This is a genomic window from Shimia biformata, assembly GCF_016888515.1.
GTDB classification, from domain to species: domain Bacteria; phylum Pseudomonadota; class Alphaproteobacteria; order Rhodobacterales; family Rhodobacteraceae; genus Shimia_A; species Shimia_A biformata.
The window spans coordinates 604769-625677 of the sequence record NZ_JAFEJK010000001.1; the positions used below are offsets into that span (position 1 = coordinate 604769).

Below are 20909 nucleotides of genomic sequence, written 5' to 3' on the forward strand. Positions count from 1 at the left end.
TGCAAAGTACTCGTGCCGCAGGTACGCGCCAAATGGTGCGTTCACTCTGCGGCCTGGGTCTGCGTTCCAACCAGTTCACGGACCGCGTCATATTGTGAAAGGAAGACTTTGCCGGTCAGGTCTTCCAGAAAATGACTGCGTTTCAGGCGGTCCATGACCGGACCCTTGACCTCGCTCAGGTGAAGCTTGATCCCCATCTCATCCAGTCGTGTATTGATCGCCTCAAGGCTTTCCAGCGCGCTCATGTCGATCTCGTTCACTGCTGAACACATTAGTACCACATGGCGCAGCGGGGCGTCATTGATGACGCGGTCCAGAACCATGTCCTCAAGGAAACGCGCATTCGCGAAATACAGGCTTTCGTCGACCCGCAGTGTGACGACAGCGGGATGGGTTTCGACCCTGTGCCGCAGTACATTGCGGAAATGCTGGGTGCCGGGGACCACTCCGACCTCGGCCACATGCGGGCGCGAGGTTTTGTACAGGAACAGAGCGATGGACAGGATCACCCCTGCGCTGACGCCGACCTCGACCCCGAAGCCAAGGGTCAGAAGGATCGTCGACGCCACAGCTGCGAAATCGACCTTTGAATAGCTCCACGCTTTTTGCAGGATCGAGAAATCAACCAGCGAAAGAACGGCAACGATAATGGTTGCCGCCAGGGTCGCCTTGGGCAGGAAGAACAGCAGGGGCGTCAGCACCAGCGCCGCAATCAGGATACCTACGGCGGTATAGGCACCGGCTGCGGGTGTCTCGGCGCCTGCGTCATAGTTCACGACCGAGCGTGCGAAGCCGCCTGTTACCGGATACCCACCCGAAAGCGACGCCGCGATATTGGCGGTGCCAAGCCCCACCAATTCCTGGTCTGGCACGATGCGCTGACGTTTCTTCGCCGCTAATGTCTGCGCCACCGAGACGGATTCGACGAAGCCGATAACCGAGATCAGCAGGGCCGAGACAAACAATGATGACCAGACCTCGGACGAAAAGGACGGAAGGGTCAGAGGCGGCAGGCCGGTTGGTACCTCTCCAACGATCTTGACGCCTTTCTCGGCCAGATCGAAAGCCCAGACCGCCAGCGTGGTCGACGCCACCGCGGCAACGGGCCCGGCCTTGGCGAGGATGTCGGCCAGCCGTGGTTTCAGACCGGCTTTCAGCAGAAGCGGTTTCAGCCCTTTTCGCACCCAAAAAAGGAAGCCAACGGTCGCGGCACCGATTGCCAGGGTAATGAGGTTCGTGTCGGGCAGATGCGCAATCAGTGAGCCGACCAGGTCGACCAGGCTGTGGCCATGCGCCTCGATACCAAGGACGTGTTTCAATTGCGAGGTAGCGATCAGGATGCCAGAGGCGGTGATAAACCCGGCGATGACCGGATGGGACAGGAAATTCGCCAGGAACCCCAATCGTAGCACCCCCATCACGGTCAGGATCACCCCCGATATGAACGCCAGCGTGATTGCGGCGGCGGCATATTCTGCCGGTGAAGACAGGCCCAGGTTACCGACCGCCGCCGCTGTCATCAGCGAGACCACGGCCACCGGCCCGACAGCCAGCGCGCGCGAAGTTCCGAATATCGCATAGGCAACAAGCGGCAGGATCGAGGCGTAAAGCCCCATTTCAGCCGGCAACCCTGCAAGAAGGGCATAGGCCAGCGATTGCGGGATCAACATGATCGTGACGATGACAGCTGCAACCATGTCCGAGGTGAACACGTTTCGGTCGTAGCTGCGCGCCCATCCAAGGATCGGCAGATGGCGGTCCAGCGCGGCGCGGTCGATAACAGGCAGTTTCATCGGGTGTTCTCATTCGAAAAGGTGCGGTTGCGATGTATATATTCAGAAAATGGAATTTGTGAAGTGCAAATCGACATGGCCGAGGTTTCCGCGCAGGACGTTGACAATCCGATCAGGCGGGGGGATGCCTGTCGGTGATCTTTGAAGGGTCACGCAGGAGGCAGGTATGAGCGGCAGTTGGGAGTTCTGGATCGACCGTGGCGGCACGTTTACCGATGTTGTGGCGCGACGACCCGATGGGTCGGTCCAGACGCACAAGCTTTTGTCTGAAAACCCGGAACGATATGCCGACGCTGCCGTTCAGGGCATCCGCGAGATGATGGGCGTGACCGGAGACTTCCCCGATGCCTCGATCCGAGCGGTAAAGATGGGCACGACGGTGGCAACAAACGCGCTTTTGGAACGCAAGGGGGAGCGCGTGCTCTTGGTCATCACCCGGGGTTTCCGGGATTTGCTGCGCATTGGCTATCAGACCCGCCCGCGCCTGTTCGACCTGGAAATCAAGCGCCCGGACCTGCTTTACGAAGATGTGGTCGAGATGGACGAACGGTTGGATTCCGAGGGCGGATTGGTCCGTCCGCTTGACGAAGCGCCGTTGCGCAATGCGATGCAGGTTGCCTTTGATCGGGGTATCCGCGCCATCGCAATTGCCGGGCTGCATGCCTATCTGAACCCATCGCACGAAATCCGCGCGGCCGAAATTGCGCGCCATATCGGATTTACCCAGATCAGCACCAGCCACGACGTCAGCCGGTTGGCGAAGTTGGTCGGACGCGGCGATACAACGGTTGTGGATGCCTATCTGTCGCCCATTCTGCGTCGCTATGTCGAACAGGTCGCCGAGGCACTGGACATGGGGCGCGCGTGTGATCGCCTTTTGTTTATGATGTCGAATGGCGGCCTGACCGATGCCAGCCTGTTTCAGGGCCGGGACGCGATCCTGTCGGGGCCGGCAGGGGGGATCGTCGGTATGGTCAAAACGGCAGAGGCTGCCGGGTTCAACCAACTGATCGGTTTTGACATGGGGGGAACCTCGACCGATGTCAGCCATTATGCCGGCGACTACGAGCGTAGTTTCGAGACCGAAGTCGCTGGCGTGCGGATGCGCGCGCCGATGATGGATATTCACACCGTCGCCGCGGGGGGCGGTTCGATCTGCAAGTTTGAGGATGGCCGCTATCAGGTTGGCCCGGAAAGCGCCGGTGCCGATCCAGGCCCTGCCTGTTACCGACGCGGCGGGCCTCTGACAGTGACCGATTGCAACGTGATGCTGGGCAAGCTGAACCCAGATCACTTTCCCCATGTTTTCGGTCCTAACGGAGACCAGCCCTTGGACGCCGATGTGGTGCGTCGGAAATTCGCTTCACTGGCCAATGAGATTGCCAAAGCAACGGGGAAACCTGCCGTCGCGCCGGAAGAGGTGGCCGAGGGGTTCTTGAAGATCGCCGTCGACAACATGGCAAACGCCATCAAGAAGATCAGCGTGCAGCGCGGTCACGACGTGACGCAATACACGCTGCAATGCTTTGGCGGGGCGGGGGGGCAACACGCCTGTCTGGTGGCTGACGCGTTAGGCATGAAACGGGTCTTCATTCACCCGCATGCCGGGGTTCTGTCCGCCTATGGCATGGGGTTGGCCGAGATCCGCGCCATGCGCGAGGCGCAACTGGACGTGCCGCTTTCGGCGATGGAACAGGCAACTGCTGCCCTTTCCGATCTGCGCAAGCAGGCCGAATCCGAAGTCCGGGCGCAAGGCGTTTCCGACATCCGCACTGAGACGCGCGCGCATTTGCGCTATGACGGCTCGCACCAGGCGCTGGAAGTGCCCTTTGGCTCAAAGTCGCAGATGCTTGCCGCGTTCGAAGGTTCCCACCGCCAACGCTTTGGCTTTACTTCGCCGGAACGCGCCGTTCTGTTTGAGATGATCAGTGCCGAGGCCATCGGCACAACTGGCGAGGCCCCGGCCGCGATTGTCCCAAAGGGCAAGGGGAAGCCAGCTGCGCGGATCCCGGTTCATCTTGGGGGTGACGCGCGGGACGTGCCGCTGTTCGCTCGCGATGGTTTGAAGCCCGGCGTCGCAATTCAAGGTCCTGCCATCATCACCGAAACCACTGGGACCAACATGATCGAACCCGGCTGGTCGGCACGTGTCGATGACCTTGGTAACCTGATCCTTGAACGGGTGCAAAACCTGACCCGCGCCCGCGCCGCCGGAACCGAGGCCGACCCGGTTCTGCTTGAGGTGTTCAACAACCTGTTTATGTCCGTCGCCGACCAGATGGGGGCAACGCTTGCCAACACGTCATGGTCAGTCAACATCAAGGAAAGGTTGGACTTTTCCTGCGCGATCTTCGACACCGCGGGCGATCTTGTGGCCAACGCGCCGCATGTGCCTGTGCATCTGGGCTCGATGTCCGACAGCATCCGCACCGTCATGCGAGAGAACGCCGGGGACATCCACGATGGCGATGCGTTCATGCTGAACTCGCCCTATAACGGGGGCACGCATCTGCCTGATGTCACGGTGGTGACGCCGGTGTTCCATGATGGCAAAGTGGTATTCTGGCTGGGCTCGCGCGGGCATCACGCCGATATCGGCGGCCGCACGCCGGGGTCCGGACCGCCCGATAGCCGCCATATCGACGAGGAAGGCGTGCTGATCGATAACGTGCGGCTGGTGAAGGCGGGCGTCCTGCAGGAAGATGTCGCCCGCGACGTGCTGGCCAGCGGCCGCTATCCCGCGCGCAACCCCGATCAGAACATCGCCGACCTCAAGGCGCAGGTTGCCGCAAATGAAACCGGCCGACGCGAGTTGCTGAAAGTTGTCGACCACTACGGGCTGGACGTTGTGCAGGCCTATATGGGGCACGTGCAGGACAATGCCGAGGAATCGGTGCGCCGCGTCATTGACCGTTTGTCCGATGGCGATTTCATCTATCCCACAGATATCGGTTTAACGATTAAGGTGAAGGTCCGCGTCGATCATGCTGTGCGCGAGGCGGTGATCGACTTTAGCGGCACCAGTGATCAGCATGACGGCAATTACAACGCGCCGCAGGCGGTCTGCCGCGCCGTGGTTCTCTATGTTTTCCGCACGCTGGTCGGGGCCGATATCCCGCTGAACGAAGGTTGTCTTAAACCGCTCAGGATCATCGTGCCGGAAGGGTCTATGCTTAACCCGGTCTATCCGGCTGCCGTCATCGCCGGGAACACCGAGGTCAGTCAGCTGACCTGTAATGCGCTGTTTGGCGCGCTGGGCGTGATCGCCGGATCGCAGGCGACAATGAACAATTTCATCTGGGGCAACGACAGGTTCCAGAACTATGAAACAATCTGCGGTGGCACTGGCGCAGGACCGGGGTTCATTGGCTGCGATGCTGTGCAGACGCACATGACCAACACCCGCTCGACCGATCCCGAAATCCTTGAAAAACGCTTTCCGGTGCGGCTGGAAGAGTTCGGGGTCCGCGACGGCTCGGGCGGAGACGGACGCTGGCGCGGAGGGCATGGCTCATGGCGTCGGCTGCGATTCCTTGAGCCGGTGACGGTGACAACCCTGTGTTCGCATCGGATCATACCGCCATTCGGCGTTGATGGCGGTGCAACGGGGGCCGTTGGCATGAACTGGGCCGAGATGCCGGATGGTCGCCGCGTTGACCTGCAAGGCAATGACGAAATCGAGCTTCCAGAAGGGGCGGTTTTCGGTCTTGCCACGCCCGGCGGCGGCGGTTGGGGGAAGCCGGACTAAAGTGGTTCCTGTCCTTTTGGCTGGAGATTTCTGACCTTTCAGAATCGCCGCAGGCCATGCTAGGTTTTGCGTCATGCAGGCCGTTGACCCCAAAATAAGCGAAAATCGCGCGAAAATCCGCCAATTGGACGAAGCGGCGATCAACAGGATTGCCGCGGGCGAAGTCGTGGAGCGCCCTGCCTCAGCGGTCAAGGAACTGGTTGAAAACGCGGTTGATGCGGGTGCCACCCGGATCGACATTGCCTATGCCGACGGTGGCAAAACCCTGATCCGTGTCACAGATGATGGATGCGGAATCCCGCCCGACGAACTGCCGCTGGCACTATCCCGCCATGCGACGTCGAAAATCGATGGTTCAGACCTTCTCGACATTCACACATTCGGATTCCGGGGCGAGGCGCTTCCCAGTCTTGGCTCGGTCGGTCGACTGACCATCACCAGTCGCGCCAAGGGTCACGACGCAGCCGAAATCTCGGTCTCAGGCAGCACGATGAAGCCGGTGAAACCCGCCGCGCTGACAAAGGGCACGATCGTCGAGCTGCGGGACCTGTTCTATGCCACGCCCGCCCGCCTCAAGTTCATGCGAACGGATCGGGCCGAAGCGCAGGCAATTACCGATGTGATCAAACGCCTTGCCATGGCCGAGCCTTTCGTGGCCTTCACCCTGCGCGATGTCACGGGCGGCGGTGAGGGAAGGATCACATTCCGCGCCGATGCCGAGACCGGAGATTTGTTCGATGCGCTGCATGGCCGGCTCGCGCGAATTCTGGGCAAGGAATTTGCGGAAAACGCGCTCAGGATCGACGCCACGCGTGAGGGATTGCACCTGACCGGTTATGCGGCGCTGCCGACCTACTCACGGGGTTCCGCCGTGGCGCAATACCTTTTCGTGAATGGCCGACCGGTACGGGACAAGCTTTTGGTCGGGGCCCTGCGCGGCGCTTATGCCGATTTCCTCAGCCGAGACCGACACCCCGCTGTGGCGCTGTTCATTGACTGCGACCCCCAGCTTGTCGACGTGAACGTGCATCCCGCCAAGTCCGAGGTCCGGTTCCGGGATCCCGGCCTTGCACGCGGGTTGATCGTTACAGGTCTGCGCCACGCGCTGGCCGAGGCGGGGCATCGCGCTTCAACCACGGTTGCCGGCGCGACACTGGGGGCCTTCCGTCCCGAACCTACAGGGGTGGGTGAGGGTCAGCCCAGCGCGCGTGTTTATCAGATGGATCGCCCATCCCTCGCCGCCCGTACGATGGCGTATGCAGCGCAAGCGCCATCCTTCAATACACCCGGTTTTGCCGAGGCCGCGGGGCCGGTCAGTGCCCGGGTCGAAGTGTTTGAAAACGACGATCCGCAAGCGGCCGAGGACTTCCCTCTGGGTGCGGCACGGGGGCAGGTGCATGAGAATTACATTATCGCCCAGACCGCCACCGGCATGGTCATCGTCGACCAGCATGCTGCGCATGAACGACTTGTCTATGAAAAGCTGAAACGCCAAATGGCTGAAAACGGAGTCGCGGCGCAGGCACTGTTGATCCCGGAAATTGTCGAACTGTCCCAAGGCGACTGTTCCCGTCTGCTCAACGTGGCCGACGACCTGTCGCAGCTTGGTCTGACCATCGAACCCTTTGGCGGCGGGGCCGTCGCGGTGCGCGAGACCCCCGCCATTCTCGGTGAGGTGAATGCCGAGGCCATGCTGAAAGACATTCTGGACGAGCTTGACGACCTTGGCGAAAGCCAGCTGGTGAAGGAAAAGATCGAAGCGATCCTGTCGCGAGTCGCCTGTCACGGTTCGATCCGGTCGGGCCGCCGGATGCGGGCAGAAGAGATGAATGCGCTGTTGCGCGAGATGGAGGCGACGCCTCATTCCGGGCAATGCAACCACGGGCGGCCCACCTATGTGGAATTGAAGCTGTCGGATATCGAACGGCTATTTGGACGGACCTGAGCCATGATCACAATCGGAACCCATACGCTCGACCAGGTTGCGCTGATCGCGCTTGGGATTGCCGGTCTGGTCATCCTTCTGTTGATCCTTTCGATCCGCGCTGCGGGTCGCGCGGCACGGGTGGCTGCGCCATTGTCGCAGCAGATGAACGTGCTGGGGCAACGGGTGCAATCCCTGTCGGATGGGCAACAACAACTTGCCGGCGGCTTGACCCACGTGGCCGAAGCCCAAGCCGCGTCGCAATCCAACATGCTGCAATTGATGGAAAAACGGCTGGCCGAAGTGTCAAACCACATGAACGAGAACCTTCAGGTCTCGTCCAGGCGGACGGCGCATTCGCTTGGCGAGTTGCAAGAACGTCTGAAAACCATCGACAAGGCGCAGGAAAACATCACCAAGCTGTCCGGCGACGTGCTGTCCTTGCAAGATATCCTGTCAAACAAGCAGACACGCGGCGCATTTGGTGAGATCCAGCTAAACGACATCGTATCCAAGGCGCTGCCTTCGGACAGTTTCACGCTGCAACATACGCTATCGAATGGAAAGCGGGCCGATTGCCTGATTCATCTGCCGAATCCGCCCGGTCCCATTGTGATTGATAGCAAGTTTCCGCTGGAGGCCTATGAAGCACTCAGGAACGCCGAGACTCAGCATCAACTGAACGAGGCGGCGCGTTTGCTGCGGGCATCGGTGAAGAAGCACATCAAGGATATCTCCGAGCGCTACATCATCGACGGCGAAACTGCCGATGGCGCGTTGATGTTCCTGCCCTCGGAAGCGGTTTATGCCGAGTTGCACGCCAATTTCCCTGAACTGGTACGTGAAGGGTTCGCGGCGCGGGTCTGGATCGTGTCCCCGACCACATGCATGGCGACTTTGAACACCATGCGGGCGATCCTGAAGGACGCGCGGATGCGCGAACAGGCGGGCGCGATCCGGCACATGCTGCGGCAGTTGCACCGCGACGTCGAACTCGTGCTGGAAAGGGCAGGCAAGCTGGAAATCCATTTCGATCAAGCCCGTCGCGACGTAGAAGGGATCACCACGGCCGCAGAACGGGCGGGGAAACGGGCAGGGAAGCTCGACAACTTTGACTTCGAAGAACTGGCACCGGACAGCGATGCCCGTGTCGTTCCACTGACAAAGCCAGACTAGTCCAGCACGTCTCGCATGATCGTCAGAACATTCTGCCTCAACCAGGCATGAGCCGGATTGTTGGTGCTGCGCTGGTGCCAGACCATGCAAAGTTCAACCCGCGGTGTCTCCATCGGCGCATCATAGGTCTGCAACCCAAGCCGCGCCCCGATGCGGCTGGCAAACGCTGTTGGCAGCAGCGCTATCAGGTCGCTCGAGGCCACGGCATTGGCCACGCCGCTAAAGACCGGCAGGGTCATCACAACCCGACGTTCACGTCCAACTCGCGCCAGGGCTGCGTCCCCCATGCCGCCGCGTTTGCCTTCGGGCGAAAACAGCACGTGACCCATGTCACAGAATAGGTCGATTGGGATGGTGTCACCCGGTTTTACACTGGCCCGGTTCAGCCGGGGGTGATCGGTGCGCGCTACGGCGGTGAACCCGGATGTTCCCATGACGTCGAAGCCGATCCAGCGGGGAAAGTCCTGACGCGGAATCAGAGCCAGGTCGATGGTGCTGTCCTCAAGAATCCGGGTGTAGTCGTCGGGTACAAGATCGACCTGCTGGACGGTCATATAGGGTGCTTCCACGGCCATCAGATCGGCCAGACGCGGCATCAGAAGTTCCGAGAAATAGTCTGACCCGGACACCTTGAAACTTGATGTTTCCGTTCCTGGATCAAAGACATCCGGCCCGGTCAAAAGGGTTTCGATCTGATGTAGGCAGGTTTGTAACTCCGGGGCGATCTGACGCGCGAAATCGGTTGGTACCAGCGCCTGACCTTCGCGGATCAGGATCGGATCGCTCAATGCATGCCGCAGACGTCCGAGTGCGGCGGAAACGGCAGATTGCGACAGGCCCAGTGACGCCGCCGCGCGCGTTGTCGATGGGTCCTGCAGCAGCGCATCAAGCACCCGCAGGAGGTTGAGATCAAGAGTTCGAAAATTAATCATGTAAATAGATACCATAAAAAACATTTGTTTCACAGCTAGATAGTCGCCCGCCATGCTAGCCCTGCAATCGACAACAGGAGGACACCACGAAGATGGAGCGAACAGTGACCTGGCAGGGGGTGGACTACCGTATCGCCCTGACGAAGCAGCAAAGTGGCGGCGCCATTGGCATGTTTGTAAGTACCGATCAGCCGGGCTATGGGCCACCGCGTCACATTCACGACGACGCGGACGAGACATTCTATGTGCTGACGGGAGAAGTTGATTTCTGGATGGACGGAGAAATTTCAACAGCGCAGGCCGGAGATGTGGTATTCATTCCGCGCGGGCGCGAACATACCTTCCGCGTGGCTGGAACCTTGGCCGCGCGTATGCTGACAATCATGACGCCCGGCGGGTTCGAAACCTTCTTTGCCGATGTTGCCCAGGAAGGGCTGACGATACCCGACGACATGAAGCGCATCGCCGAAATCGGCGCTGGCTACAACTTGCGGTTCACTGGGCCGCCTCTTGGTCACGAGTAGTCTTGGGTCTGTGCAATAACTCGTCACACAACAACAATACGGAACCGTATGCAGGAGGGAAAAATGCGTGGAGTTTCTTTTTGGTTCATGGCACTGGCGGCGCTGAGTGCAACAATCGGGATGGCCTGGGGTATCCAGATGTCAGCCTCAGGTGACCATTCGTTGGCGCCGGCTCATGCCCATCTCAACCTGATTGGTTGGGTCACGATGGCCTTGTTTGCGGTCTATTATCACCTTGTTCCGGCCGTCGCCGAGACCATTCTGGCCAAAATTCACCTTGCGGTCACCGTGCTGGCCGTGGTGGTCATGGTGCCGGGTATTGTTCAGGCCCTGCGTGAAACCGGTGAAACCCTGGCCAAGCTGGGCTCAGTTCTGGCGATTTTGTCGATGCTGATTTTTCTCTACACCGTGGTGCGTTCACGCGCTGCCTGAAGGAGAGTCGCAAAGCGGGGAATTTGTCCAAGATCAAAGACTCAGGGATCGTTTCGCTTTGTGATAAGCTGCAAAGGAAACGAAAGGAGACGCGAGATGTTGGAGATTTCCCCGTGGAAAGTCGCTCAGGTCGTCCTGATGTCCCGCGAACTTGGCCGGGCAGAAGGAGAGTTGCGTGGCTTCATAGACCGCTTGAACGAAGATGAGCTGGCCAGTCTGGTGGCGGTCATGTGGATCGGGCGGGAAAGCTTTTCTGCCGACGATCTTGAAGAGGCAATTCAGACCGCAAAGGCCGAGGCGACGATCCCGACAGTCGATTACCTTCTGGGGTCGCCGCACCTGTCAGATCATCTTGAAAACGGCATGGAAGAACTTGGCATTTCTTTGAGCGGCGAAGAAGACGACCTGGTCCGCCGCGGTTGACCTGCCGCTGGATTGGAAAAGGGGCGGTTCCGAGGGTCGCCCCTTTTTTCACTTGGGAGTGGTCGACTCTCAGACGTGGTCAACGACCTGCAGATGCTGCGCCAGGGTGTCGATTTCAGACAACCAGTTTTTCACAAGCTTCGGATCGCTGGGTGCGGCGTGGACACCCGGCGCGATTTCCCGGTTCAACACCGACTCGACCGCAAGAGAAACCGGAACCGACACCAGTCGGGCCATCGCCGTTCCGCGCTTGTCGCCCCAGGCATCCATCACATAAGTCTTGTGCCAGACTTCGGTCCCGTCCTTTTCCGCCTTAAGCCCCACACAGAGGACAACGCGGTCCGGTTCACCATCATCATAGGCGTTCTCGGCCCAGAACTGGTCCGACATTTCTCTCAGTCGCGCGTCTCCGGCGGCGCCTTGCAGCGTTTCGATCTCGCGGAAAACCGGGGTCCATGCCTCGGACCAGCCGTTCAGGCGCAGGGTGCCACGCACGAAATCCTTAACCTTCCAGGCCGGGTCGAACTGGTAATCCGTCATAAATGGGATCGAATCGCGGTTGGGATAGACCTCGAACCTTTCCGGTGTCGGCAAGGGCGCGTCATAGTCCGAGATCGCATCCCAGGGCCTGTCTGCGCGAAGTTCCACGAAGTCGCGGATCGACCGTGACGGCGACCGCAGCGCTTTCAGCACGCCCAGCGGCGACCAGCTAAACTTATAGCGGAAGGCATTTGGGATCTTCGGCACGCCACCGCAATAAGAGATGAAGCTGATCGTGTTTTCGCCATCATATGCGTCCGAGGCACGGTAATCGGCAACCAGCTTGTGCGCCATCAGGTGGTCGATGCCGGGGTCCAGTCCGACCTCGTTGACCAGTACCGCGCCCGCGTCACGCGCAGCGTCGTCAAGTGCGCGCATCTCGGGAGCGATATAGGACGAGGATACGAAATGTGCGCCCTTGGATATTGCAAGCTCTGCCAATGGCACGTGATGATCCGCGGGCAGCATCGAAACGAGGACGTCGCCGCCTTGTACCGCCCCGCCGATGGCGTCCATGTCAAAAGCACGAATGTCGGTCACAATGTCTCCGACCACGTCCTTTGCCTTCTGTACTGTCCGGTTCCAGACGACGACGTCCCGACCGTTCTGAACCAGCCGCCGCAGGCCGGGGATCGCCGAGAGGCCAGTGCCGCACCAATGAATAGTCATGTCAAATCTCCGTTCAAAGTGCGTTGATATGGGTGTCGAATTCAGCCTTGGCCCGACCCCACACGCCACCGTCCAATTGGTCCAGCGTCAAAAGGCTGTCCAGAAGCTGTGCAGCGTAGTCCTCAGAGCTTTCGACCGGAAGCATCGACGGCAGGTTGTCAATCGCCATTACGTCCAGTGGGGGTGAGTCATGTACGCGTGTCACCGGGGCATCCCAGGTTGTGGCGCGGTCATAGACCGGAACCGGGTTGTAATCGCTGTCCGGGTCACAGGCGACATCGCCGATGACGGTCAACTTGCGGTCGGCGGTCAGCGCGCTTTTGGGCACGAAGACCGGAGTGCCGGGGCGGGCAAAGATGCAGTTCAGGAACAGGTTGTGATCCAGCACCTCGGCGAAAGGGCCACCGTGGGCGGTTTCCGCCATGTCCCATTTTGTGACAGCCACGCCCAGCGCTTCGCACAGATCGGCCGCGCCGGTGCCCACCCGCCCCAAGGCGCCGATGACCAGTGCCGTTGGCCGTGCCTCCCCGGTGGCGTCCAGCTCTGCACCCAAATCGGCCAGCAGAGAATCCTTCCCAGAATAGACACCCACCGGGCCGCAGGTCGCACCGCCTTGCTGCGCGGCCCATGCCTTGAGGCTGACAGCAGCGCCCGCATACCCGGCCCAATAGCCGAACGCGGCAACCCGGCGCCCGGTTTCATCAACGAGGTATTCCAAGTCATAAAGTACGCCGCCGCCGGCTTTGAACCGCTCCAACAGTGCGCGCCCCGAATGCTGCCCCTTGAAAGCATGGCCGAACATGATGTGGCGGTGTACCAGCGGCGTGCCGTCTTCCGGCAGCTCCTTCAGCCCGAAGATGATCGCGTCCTGCGGCGCATCCGGCCAGCTGTTCTCAGCTGCGATCTGGCAACCGACGGTTTTGTATCCGTCAATCCCAATTGCCCGGACCGAGCTTTCCTCAACGGTTACTTGGAACCCTTTGCCCAGCAGGGCCCTGGCGCCCTCAGGCGTCAATCCGACGCGCTCTTCGTTTGGCCGCTGTTCGGCCCGAACCCAGATGTGTGTCATCCAACAAACTCCCCTTCGCGGCAAACTGTAGACCATTCCCGTCCGGCGATGACAAGGCGATGCGGTCGCCCAGAACACCCCCTATGTGATTTAGTGTAGAGGGTGCGAAACGTTGCCTTCACTTCCGCAAAACTCCTTGGGGTGAATGGCCGTCACGGGCGGGCAGGGGGACCGCGCCACTAACCCCGTTTCCGGCTGGCACAACGGGCGGACCCGTGGCAGAAACAAGGAGCCAAGTCAGAACGGGAGTGCGCGAAATGAGTGACGGTTTCGGAAAGGGGTGCCACCTGCATCTGATCGACGGCTCGGCCTTCATCTTCCGCGCCTACCACGCGCTGCCCCCGCTCACGCGCAAATCCGATGGCTTGCCCATCGGGGCAGTGGCAGGATTCTGCAACATGATCGACCGTTTCGTCGAGGCAAACCGCGGGCCGGATGCGCCGACCCACGTAGCCGTGATATTTGACTATTCCGGCAAGTCCTTCCGCAATGAAATCTATGACCTCTACAAGGCCAATCGCCCCCCTGCGCCCGAGGATCTTGTGCCGCAATTCCCACTGACCCGTCGCGCGACCGAGGCGTTCAATATCGCCTGCAAGGAAATCGAGGGCTATGAGGCCGATGACATCATTGCCACCCTTGCGTGTCAGGCGCGCGAAGCGGGCGGACGGGTCACCATCATCTCGTCCGACAAGGACCTGATGCAACTGGTCGGCGGCGGGGTCGAGATGCTGGACGCGATGAAGAACAAGCGCATCGACCGTGACGGCGTGGTCGAGAAATTCGGGGTCGGCCCAGAACGGGTTGTCGATGTTCAGGCGCTGGCCGGGGACTCGGTCGACAACGTGCCGGGTGCGCCGGGGATTGGGATCAAGACTGCTGCGCTGTTGATCAACGAATACGGTGATCTCGAAACCCTTTTGGATCGGGCCGAGGAGATCAAGCAGCCCAAGCGCCGCCAGACATTGATCGAGATGCGTGACCAGATCGAACTGTCCAAACGGCTGGTGCAACTGGACTGCAACACGCCCCTTGATTGCACACTGGACGATCTCGAAGTCCGTGACCCCGACCCTGAGACCCTGCTGTCCTTCCTGACCGAGATGGAGTTTCGTACCCTCTCAAAACGTGTCGCCGATCGGATGGGTGTCGAGGCGCCAGTCATCGCAGAACCCACGGCTGCGGCAGAGGCGGACAAGCCGGACGCAATTACCTTTGACCACGGCAAATATGAGTGTGTTCGCGATGTCGCTGCCTTGCAGGCCTGGATCGACAAAGCCCACGACAAGGGCTGGATCGCAGTCGATACCGAGACCACCGGGTTGGACGAGATGGTCGCCGACCTGGTTGGTGTCTGTCTCTGCGTCGAGGCGGGCGAAGCGGCTTACGTGCCGCTGACGCACCGAAAGGGCAGCGATGACGGGTTGTTCGGCGACAACGAACTGGCCGAAGGCCAGTTGCCGTTGGACCTGGCGCTGGACATGCTGAAGCCGCTCTTGGAGGACGACTCGGTCCTGAAGATCTTTCAGAACGCCAAATATGACTGCAAGATCTTTGCCCGCTACGGGATCGAGGTTGGACCGATCGACGACACGATGCTGCTGTCATATGCCTTGCACGCGGGGCAGCACGGGCATGGGATGGATGCGTTGTCCGAACGCTATCTCGACCATGTGCCGATATCGATCAAAACTCTTCTGGGGACGGGCAAATCCGCGATCACGTTCGACCGGGTGCCGATTGACGAAGCCGTTAAATACGCCGCCGAGGATGCCGACATCACCCTGCGCCTGTGGCAGAAATTCAAGCCGCGTCTTCATGCCGAGAAGGTCACCACCGTCTACGAAACGCTTGAACGGCCGCTGTCGCCGGTGCTTGCGCAGATGGAGCGGCACGGGATCAAGGTCGACCGCGATACACTCAGCCGCATGTCCAATGCCTTTGCCCAGAAGATGGCCGGGCTGGAGGCGGAAATCCATGAACTTGCCGGGCGGTCTTTCAATGTCGGAAGCCCAAAACAGCTGGGCGAAATCCTGTTTGATGAGATGGCGCTGGAGGGCGGCAAGAAGGGCAAGACCGGGGCATATGCGACCGGTGCCGATGTGTTGGAAGACCTCGCCGCCCAGGGACATGGCCTGCCTGCACGGGTGCTGGACTGGCGGCAGCTGTCAAAGTTGAAATCGACCTATACGGACGCGCTTCAGGATCACATCAACGCCGAAACGGGCCGGGTGCACACGTCTTATGTGCAGACCGGGGCGAACACTGGGCGGCTTGCCTCGACCGATCCGAACCTGCAGAACATCCCTGTCCGCACAGAAGAGGGGCGTCGCATCCGCGAGGCATTTGTTGCCGAAGAGGGCAAGCTTCTGGTCAGCCTCGACTATAGCCAGGTCGAGCTGCGCATCCTGGCGCACATCGCCGGGATCGACGCGCTGAAACAGGCCTTCCGCGACGGCCACGACATCCACGCAATGACCGCGTCCGAGATGTTTGACACGCCGATGGATGAGATGACGCCAGAACTGCGTCGCCGTGCCAAGGCGATCAATTTCGGCGTGATCTATGGTATCTCGGGCTTCGGATTGGCGCGGAACCTGCGTATTCCACGTGCCGACGCCCAAGCCTTTATCGACCGCTACTTTGAGCGTTTCCCCGGAATCCGAACCTACATGGATGACACCAAGGCCTTTGCGAAGGAACACCTCTTCGTCGAAACCCTGTTCGGTCGCAGGATCCATATGCCAGAGATCAACGCCAAGGGGCCGCGCGCCGGGTTTGCCCAACGCGCCGCGATTAACGCGCCGATCCAAGGGACGGCGGCCGACATCATCCGCCGCGCCATGATCCGCATGCCGGACGCCATCAATGGCTTGCCGGCGAAAATGCTGTTGCAGGTCCACGACGAATTGGTCTTTGAAGTGGACGAAGACTCGGTGGACTCCGTGATCGAAGTCGCCCGAGACGTCATGCAGGGCGCGGCAGACCCGGCGGTGCATCTGGACGTGCCACTAATCGTGGACGCGGGGCGGGGTAAAAACTGGGCAGAAGCGCACTAGGTTCACGCGCCTTCGGCGAGAGTATTTGGGCAAGAAAGAAGATGCGCGGCCCTAGCGTGCGCCGTAGTACAGGCCCACCACATGTTCGGATTGCGCGAAGAACAACCAACGTGAGATCGCGATTCCCGCGATATGGCTAAGCACAGCTAGCGCACCGAATAGGTGTGGCATGGGCAGCGCCAGCAGGATCGGCGGCACGACAAAGCCAAGCAACAGCGCAAACAGGCGCAGTTTGTCCGTGTGTTTCCGTCCCACCACGAACACCATCTCCTTCATCAAGTAATTCGGGCTGGTGTGAGGCGGGGAGAAAGAGCGAACTGTGCCTGTCGTGCCTAGCCCGGTTGCGGTGCCCAGCGTGGTGCCGGAGTTCCTGAGCGCGGTATCGCCGCGGCGCCACCACGCGATCTGGAACAGCCCGGCGATGAACAACAGGCTGTAAGCCTCGGTAACGCGACCAGACAACAGCGCGCCGCCTGCAAGCGAAATCGACAGGAACAATGCGGGTGTCAGGGGAGTGTTCCAGCGCGGCACGGTCTTCAGTTGGGTATAGATCATCGAGGTTGTGAACACAGTGCCCAATGACAGAAGCGCACCCAGCCAGCCGAGCGGCGCGGCATGGATGCCGAAAAAGATTAGCAGAGCCGCAAAAAGCCCGATGACCAGAAGTGCCGCGATGGCGCAGAGTCCCTCGCGGCTAAGCCAGCTTGTCCGCCACTGGGTCAGTGCCTTCATTGCGCGTTCGGGGTGACCGAGGTGGAAGGTCGAGGCCAACAGGCCACCGACGGACAGGGCATATGCGATTGCAAAAAAGGCAAACGCGACCCATCCGGTGGGCGGTGACGGATCAATGCCCAGCCAGAACAGTAGCCCGAAACCGAGGCCCGAGAACGTGGTGAAGACAATGACGGACGGCGCCGGGTGCATCAGTCGGACCCTCCGGGCAATTTGTCGAGTTGCCGGTCAAGCCAGCCCAGAAAGCCGACCGGCTCATCCGCAACAGGCGCAAGGAACGGGGTCAACGGGCTCGCGTCGCGAGGCCGCGGTGGCAGGTATTTGTTGACCGGCGCGGTTCCCATTTCCGGCATCAGGTCGATGCCGTTGCGTTCCTTGGTCAGACGCGAAACGTTGCTGTCGGGATCAGCGAAATCGCCGAAATGCCGAGCACCTGCCGGGCAGGTGCGGACGCAGGCGGGCTCACGATCCTCCTCAGACAGGTTCTCATTATAGATGCGATCGACGCACAGGGTGCATTTCTTCATCACACCTTCCGCCTGATCCATCTCGCGCGCACCATATGGACAGGCCCAGGCACAGAGCCCGCAGCCGATGCAATCCTGTTCGTTGACCAGAACGATACCGTCTTCGATCCGTTTGTAACTGGCCCCGGTAGGACAAACGGTGACGCAGGGCGCATTTTCGCAATGCAGACAGCTTTTCGGGAAATGCACGGTTTGGGCCGGGCCGTCTTCGGGCGTGACCTCGTATGTGTGGACGCGGTTCAGAAAAGTACCCATCGGTTCATCGCCATAAGGGTTCTGGTCGCTGAGCGGCGCGCCGTAATTCTCGGTATTCCAGCCCTTGCAGGAAATTACGCAGGCATGACAACCGACACAGGTGTCGAGGTCGATCACGAGGCCGAGTTTTCGGGTGGTAGAGGTGGGAAGTTCGGTCATTTGCCCACCTTCCATTTTAGCATATGGGGACCCTCGGGGACTGGCGATTTGATTGGCTTGAACGCGGGTTGTGTTTCGCCCGGTGGATCGACCTTCTCAATCCGGACCCGCAGGTCGAACCATGCCGCCTGACCCGTAATCGGATCGGAATTGGCCCACCTAAGCCCGTCGCCTTTGGGCGGTAACAACTCATTGATCAGGTGGTTCAGCAGGAACCCTTCGCGGGCTTCGGGGACATCTTCGGACAAGGCCCAGGTCCCTTTTCGCTTGCCGATGGCGTTCCATGTCCAGACGGTTTTGTCATTCAGACCAGTCTGATGCGCGACCGGCACAGTGATTTCTCCGTGAGGTGAAGTCACTCTGGCCCAGTCGCCTTCGGCGAACCCATGCTCGCGCCAGAGTGAGGTTGGAAGGTAGAGCGGGTTTCGACCGTGCAACTGCCGAAGCCATGCGTTCTGCGTGCCCCACGAGTGATACATCGCCATAGGGCGCTGGGTCAGGGCGTGGATCGGGAAGTCGTCGGCATTGAAGGCTGACTGTTCGAACGGTTCGTACCAGATCGGTAACGGGTCCATTGTCGCCTTGATCTGCGCGCGCAGGTGATCAGGCGGCTGGATGTCACCATGACCCTCGGCGGCACGCTGGAACTTTCGCATCGGTTCGACATACAGGTTGAATAGGAAGGGGTGTGGGCTGTCGAAAAGCCCCATCTTCACTGCCCAGTCCTGATAAGCCATGTTCCACGGCTTCATGTACTGGGCGTTTTCCGGGATGTGTTCGACAAAGAAGCCGCCGTTTTCGATGTAACGGTCAAGTTGCTCGGGGTTGACCGCCCCGCGCCCCGACTGATCTCCGGTTTCGCCACGCCAACCCGCCAACGGTCCAATGCCCGGGCGGCGTTCGTGGTTGACGATATAGTCGGCATAGTCCTTCCATTTCGGGCTGCCATCCTCGTTCAGGAAGGCGGGCAGGCCAACCCGTGCACCAAGTTCGATCAGCACCGACTGGAAGCCTTTCACGTCCCGGTCAGGTTCAACCACCGGCCAGCGGATCGCGTCTGCGGCCGCGTCCGCCTCACAGATCGGGCGGTCGAGAAGCGAGATACAGTCGTGCCGCTCCAGATAGGTCGTGTCGGGCAGGATCAGGTCGGCATAGGCGACCATTTCCGAGCTATACGCATCCGAATAGATGATGCGCGGGATGCGATAGCGGCCATCCTCGTTCCGGGCGGTGAGCATGTCGATCACGCCCTTGGTGTTCATTGTCGAGTTCCACGCCATGTTCGCCATGTACATGAACAGCGTGTCTATCTCGTAAGGGTCCTGCGCATGGGCGTTCGAGATGACCATATGCATCAGCCCGTGGGCCGACATCGGGGTTTCCCAACTGAACGCTTTGTCGATCCGTTTCGGTGTGCCGTCGGCTTCGATCTGCAAATCTTCGGGGCCGCGCGGGAACCCAAGGTGCGGCCCCGCAAGCGCGCGCCCGGGCCGTCCGTGGCCATGGGGCGTCGGGTGGGCCTCGACCGGTTTGGGGTAGGGCGGCTTGAAGCGGAAACCGCCGGGCACCTCGACGCTGCCAAGCAGGATTTGCAACACGTGAAGCGCCCGGCAGGTCTGGAAGCCGTTGGAATGGGCCGAAATACCGCGCATGGCATGAAAGCTGACCGGGCGGCCTGTCATGGTCTTGTGTGTGTCACCTCGGAAATCGGTCCATTCCCGATCCAGCGTGATCTCTTCCTCGAACGCAACGCGCGCCAGTTCCGCGGCGATGGACCGGATGCGGTCGGCGGGGATGCCGCAGCGGTCCGCCACGGCTTCAGGGCTGTAGGATTTATCCAGATACCGATCCGCCATCAGCGCCATGACCGTTCGGTGTGTCACACCGGCATGGCGGTAGCTGGCGGACAGGTCCGGGCGCACGCCCTTCCTGTCAAACGGCGCGGGTTTGCCCGTATTGCGGTCGATGACCAGCATCTTGCCGTTCTCGTCGCGCAGCAAGAGCCCGGTTTCGCCATCCACCAGAACTGGCGCATTGGTGTATTGGGCAAGGTAGTGCAGGTCGATCTTTCCCGCTCGCATCAATTCGTGCACCAGCGCAAGGATAAACAGCCCGTCCGTGCCCGGAGTGATCCCGACCCATTCATCGGCAATGGCGTTATAGCCCGTGCGCACGGGGTTGACGCCGATCACCTTGGCGCCACGCGCCTTCAGCTTTCCCAATCCCATCTTGATCGGGTTGCTGTCATGATCCTCGGCCACACCGAACAACATGAACAGCTTGGTACGGTCCCAGTCGGGTTGACCGAACTCCCAAAACGCGCCGCCCATCGTGTAGATGCCCGCCGCGGCCATGTTCACTGAACAGAACCCGCCATGCGCGGCATAGTTCGGAGTGCCGAATTGCTGCGCCCAGAACGAGGTAAAGCTTTGCGACTGGTCGCGGCCCGTGAAAAACGCCAGCTTGTGTGGCGCTGTCTCGTGTATCTCGGTCAGCCAGCCGACTGCGGTGGCCATCGCCTCATGCCACGAGATCTCCTGGAACTCGCCCGACCCGCGTGGCCCGGTTCGGATCAGCGGCTTGCGCAGGCGCGAGGGTGCATTGTGCTGCATGATCCCGGCAGATCCCTTGGCGCACAGGACACCTTTGTTGACGGGATGGTCGCGGTTGCCCTCGATATAGGCAACCTTTCCGTCCTTCATGTGTACGTTGATGCCGCAGCGACAGGCGCACATGTAGCAGGTGGTTTTGCGCACCTCGTCCGAGACCTTGGGGGAGGTGTCGAGGATGGGTTGTCCGTCCGCCATTCGCTGCCCTTCTCGCTTGGTCCCGGCCACAATCTTGTCCGGCTTGTTCGGTGAAGTTACCTATTTGTGGAATGTTTTCCTGTCGCATTGCAAGTTCGCAGAACGAACATATCGGATTTCGGTAAGCGTCGTCCGGCCCG

Annotated in this window: 14 protein-coding genes; 7 read left to right on the top strand and 7 right to left on the bottom strand. The window is 60.4% G+C overall.

Translation table 11 applies throughout. From position 1 onward, the window contains the following. Positions 1-41: 41 nt before the first annotated feature. The gene (locus JQ863_RS02850) at positions 42-1793 is read right to left on the bottom strand and encodes a SulP family inorganic anion transporter (RefSeq protein WP_204112817.1); all 1752 of its coding nucleotides are present in this window, start codon (positions 1791-1793) and stop codon (positions 42-44) included. Positions 1794-1959: 166 nt separating this feature from the next. Between JQ863_RS02850 and JQ863_RS02855 the strand changes: the two genes are divergently transcribed. The 3 genes from JQ863_RS02855 (at position 1960) to JQ863_RS02865 (ending at position 8641) form a co-directional block, all read left to right on the top strand. Continuing rightward, positions 1960-5541, top strand: coding sequence for a hydantoinase B/oxoprolinase family protein (locus JQ863_RS02855; protein ID WP_204112818.1), 3582 nt, complete (start codon positions 1960-1962; stop codon positions 5539-5541). Positions 5542-5614: 73 nt separating this feature from the next. Next, positions 5615-7486 (top strand): DNA mismatch repair endonuclease MutL, encoded by a 1872-nt coding sequence (gene mutL, locus JQ863_RS02860; protein ID WP_204112819.1) that lies wholly within the window; start codon positions 5615-5617, stop codon positions 7484-7486. 3 nt (positions 7487-7489) lie between these two features. Beyond that, positions 7490-8641: a DNA recombination protein RmuC gene (locus JQ863_RS02865; RefSeq protein ID WP_204112820.1), complete on the top strand. Its 1152-nt coding sequence runs from the start codon at positions 7490-7492 to the stop codon at positions 8639-8641. Here JQ863_RS02865 and JQ863_RS02870 read toward each other — a convergent pair. Then, positions 8638-9573: a LysR family transcriptional regulator gene (locus JQ863_RS02870; RefSeq protein ID WP_204112821.1), complete on the bottom strand. Its 936-nt coding sequence runs from the start codon at positions 9571-9573 to the stop codon at positions 8638-8640. The two genes, JQ863_RS02865 and JQ863_RS02870, sit on opposite strands and share 4 nt — an antisense overlap. Before the next feature lie 92 nt (positions 9574-9665). Here JQ863_RS02870 and JQ863_RS02875 point away from each other — a divergent pair, with 92 nt between their 5' ends. From JQ863_RS02875 to JQ863_RS02885, 3 genes are all read left to right on the top strand, one after another. After that, a complete protein-coding gene (locus tag JQ863_RS02875) occupies positions 9666-10097 on the top strand; it encodes a cupin domain-containing protein (protein ID WP_204112822.1) in 432 nt (143 codons plus the stop codon). A 63-nt stretch (positions 10098-10160) separates the two neighbouring features. Beyond that, positions 10161-10529: a hypothetical protein gene (locus tag JQ863_RS02880; protein WP_204112823.1), complete on the top strand. Its 369-nt coding sequence runs from the start codon at positions 10161-10163 to the stop codon at positions 10527-10529. A gap of 96 nt (positions 10530-10625) precedes the next feature. Then, positions 10626-10952 (top strand): DUF3775 domain-containing protein, encoded by a 327-nt coding sequence (locus JQ863_RS02885; protein ID WP_204112824.1) that lies wholly within the window; start codon positions 10626-10628, stop codon positions 10950-10952. Between the two features lie 69 nt (positions 10953-11021). On the opposite strand, the gene JQ863_RS02890 is transcribed toward JQ863_RS02885, so the two are convergent. Together JQ863_RS02890 and JQ863_RS02895 are read right to left on the bottom strand one after the other, a co-directional pair. Further along, positions 11022-12161 carry a saccharopine dehydrogenase family protein gene (locus tag JQ863_RS02890; protein WP_204112825.1) on the bottom strand — a complete coding sequence of 380 codons (1140 nt, stop codon included), beginning with the start codon at positions 12159-12161 and terminating at the stop codon, positions 11022-11024. Between the two features lie 13 nt (positions 12162-12174). Beyond that, positions 12175-13230 (bottom strand): saccharopine dehydrogenase, encoded by a 1056-nt coding sequence (locus tag JQ863_RS02895; RefSeq protein WP_204112826.1) that lies wholly within the window; start codon positions 13228-13230, stop codon positions 12175-12177. 257 nt (positions 13231-13487) lie between these two features. Between JQ863_RS02895 and polA the strand changes: the two genes are divergently transcribed. After that, positions 13488-16289 (top strand): DNA polymerase I, encoded by a 2802-nt coding sequence (gene polA / locus JQ863_RS02900; protein ID WP_204112827.1) that lies wholly within the window; start codon positions 13488-13490, stop codon positions 16287-16289. Between the two features lie 51 nt (positions 16290-16340). On the opposite strand, the gene JQ863_RS02905 is transcribed toward polA, so the two are convergent. From JQ863_RS02905 to JQ863_RS02915, 3 genes are read right to left on the bottom strand one after another with little or no spacing between them, the layout of a single operon-like run. Further along, a complete protein-coding gene (locus JQ863_RS02905; protein ID WP_204112828.1) occupies positions 16341-17213 on the bottom strand; it encodes a dimethyl sulfoxide reductase anchor subunit family protein in 873 nt (290 codons plus the stop codon). Beyond that, complete coding sequence (locus JQ863_RS02910; RefSeq protein ID WP_204112829.1) at positions 17213-17962, bottom strand: 4Fe-4S dicluster domain-containing protein; 750 nt, start codon at positions 17960-17962, stop codon at positions 17213-17215. Before JQ863_RS02910 ends, JQ863_RS02905 begins: the two co-directional genes overlap by 1 nt. After that, positions 17959-20769, bottom strand: coding sequence for a molybdopterin oxidoreductase family protein (locus JQ863_RS02915; RefSeq protein WP_204112830.1), 2811 nt, complete (start codon positions 20767-20769; stop codon positions 17959-17961). The genes JQ863_RS02910 and JQ863_RS02915 overlap by 4 nt, the downstream gene beginning before the upstream one ends. Positions 20770-20909 lie beyond the last annotated feature (140 nt).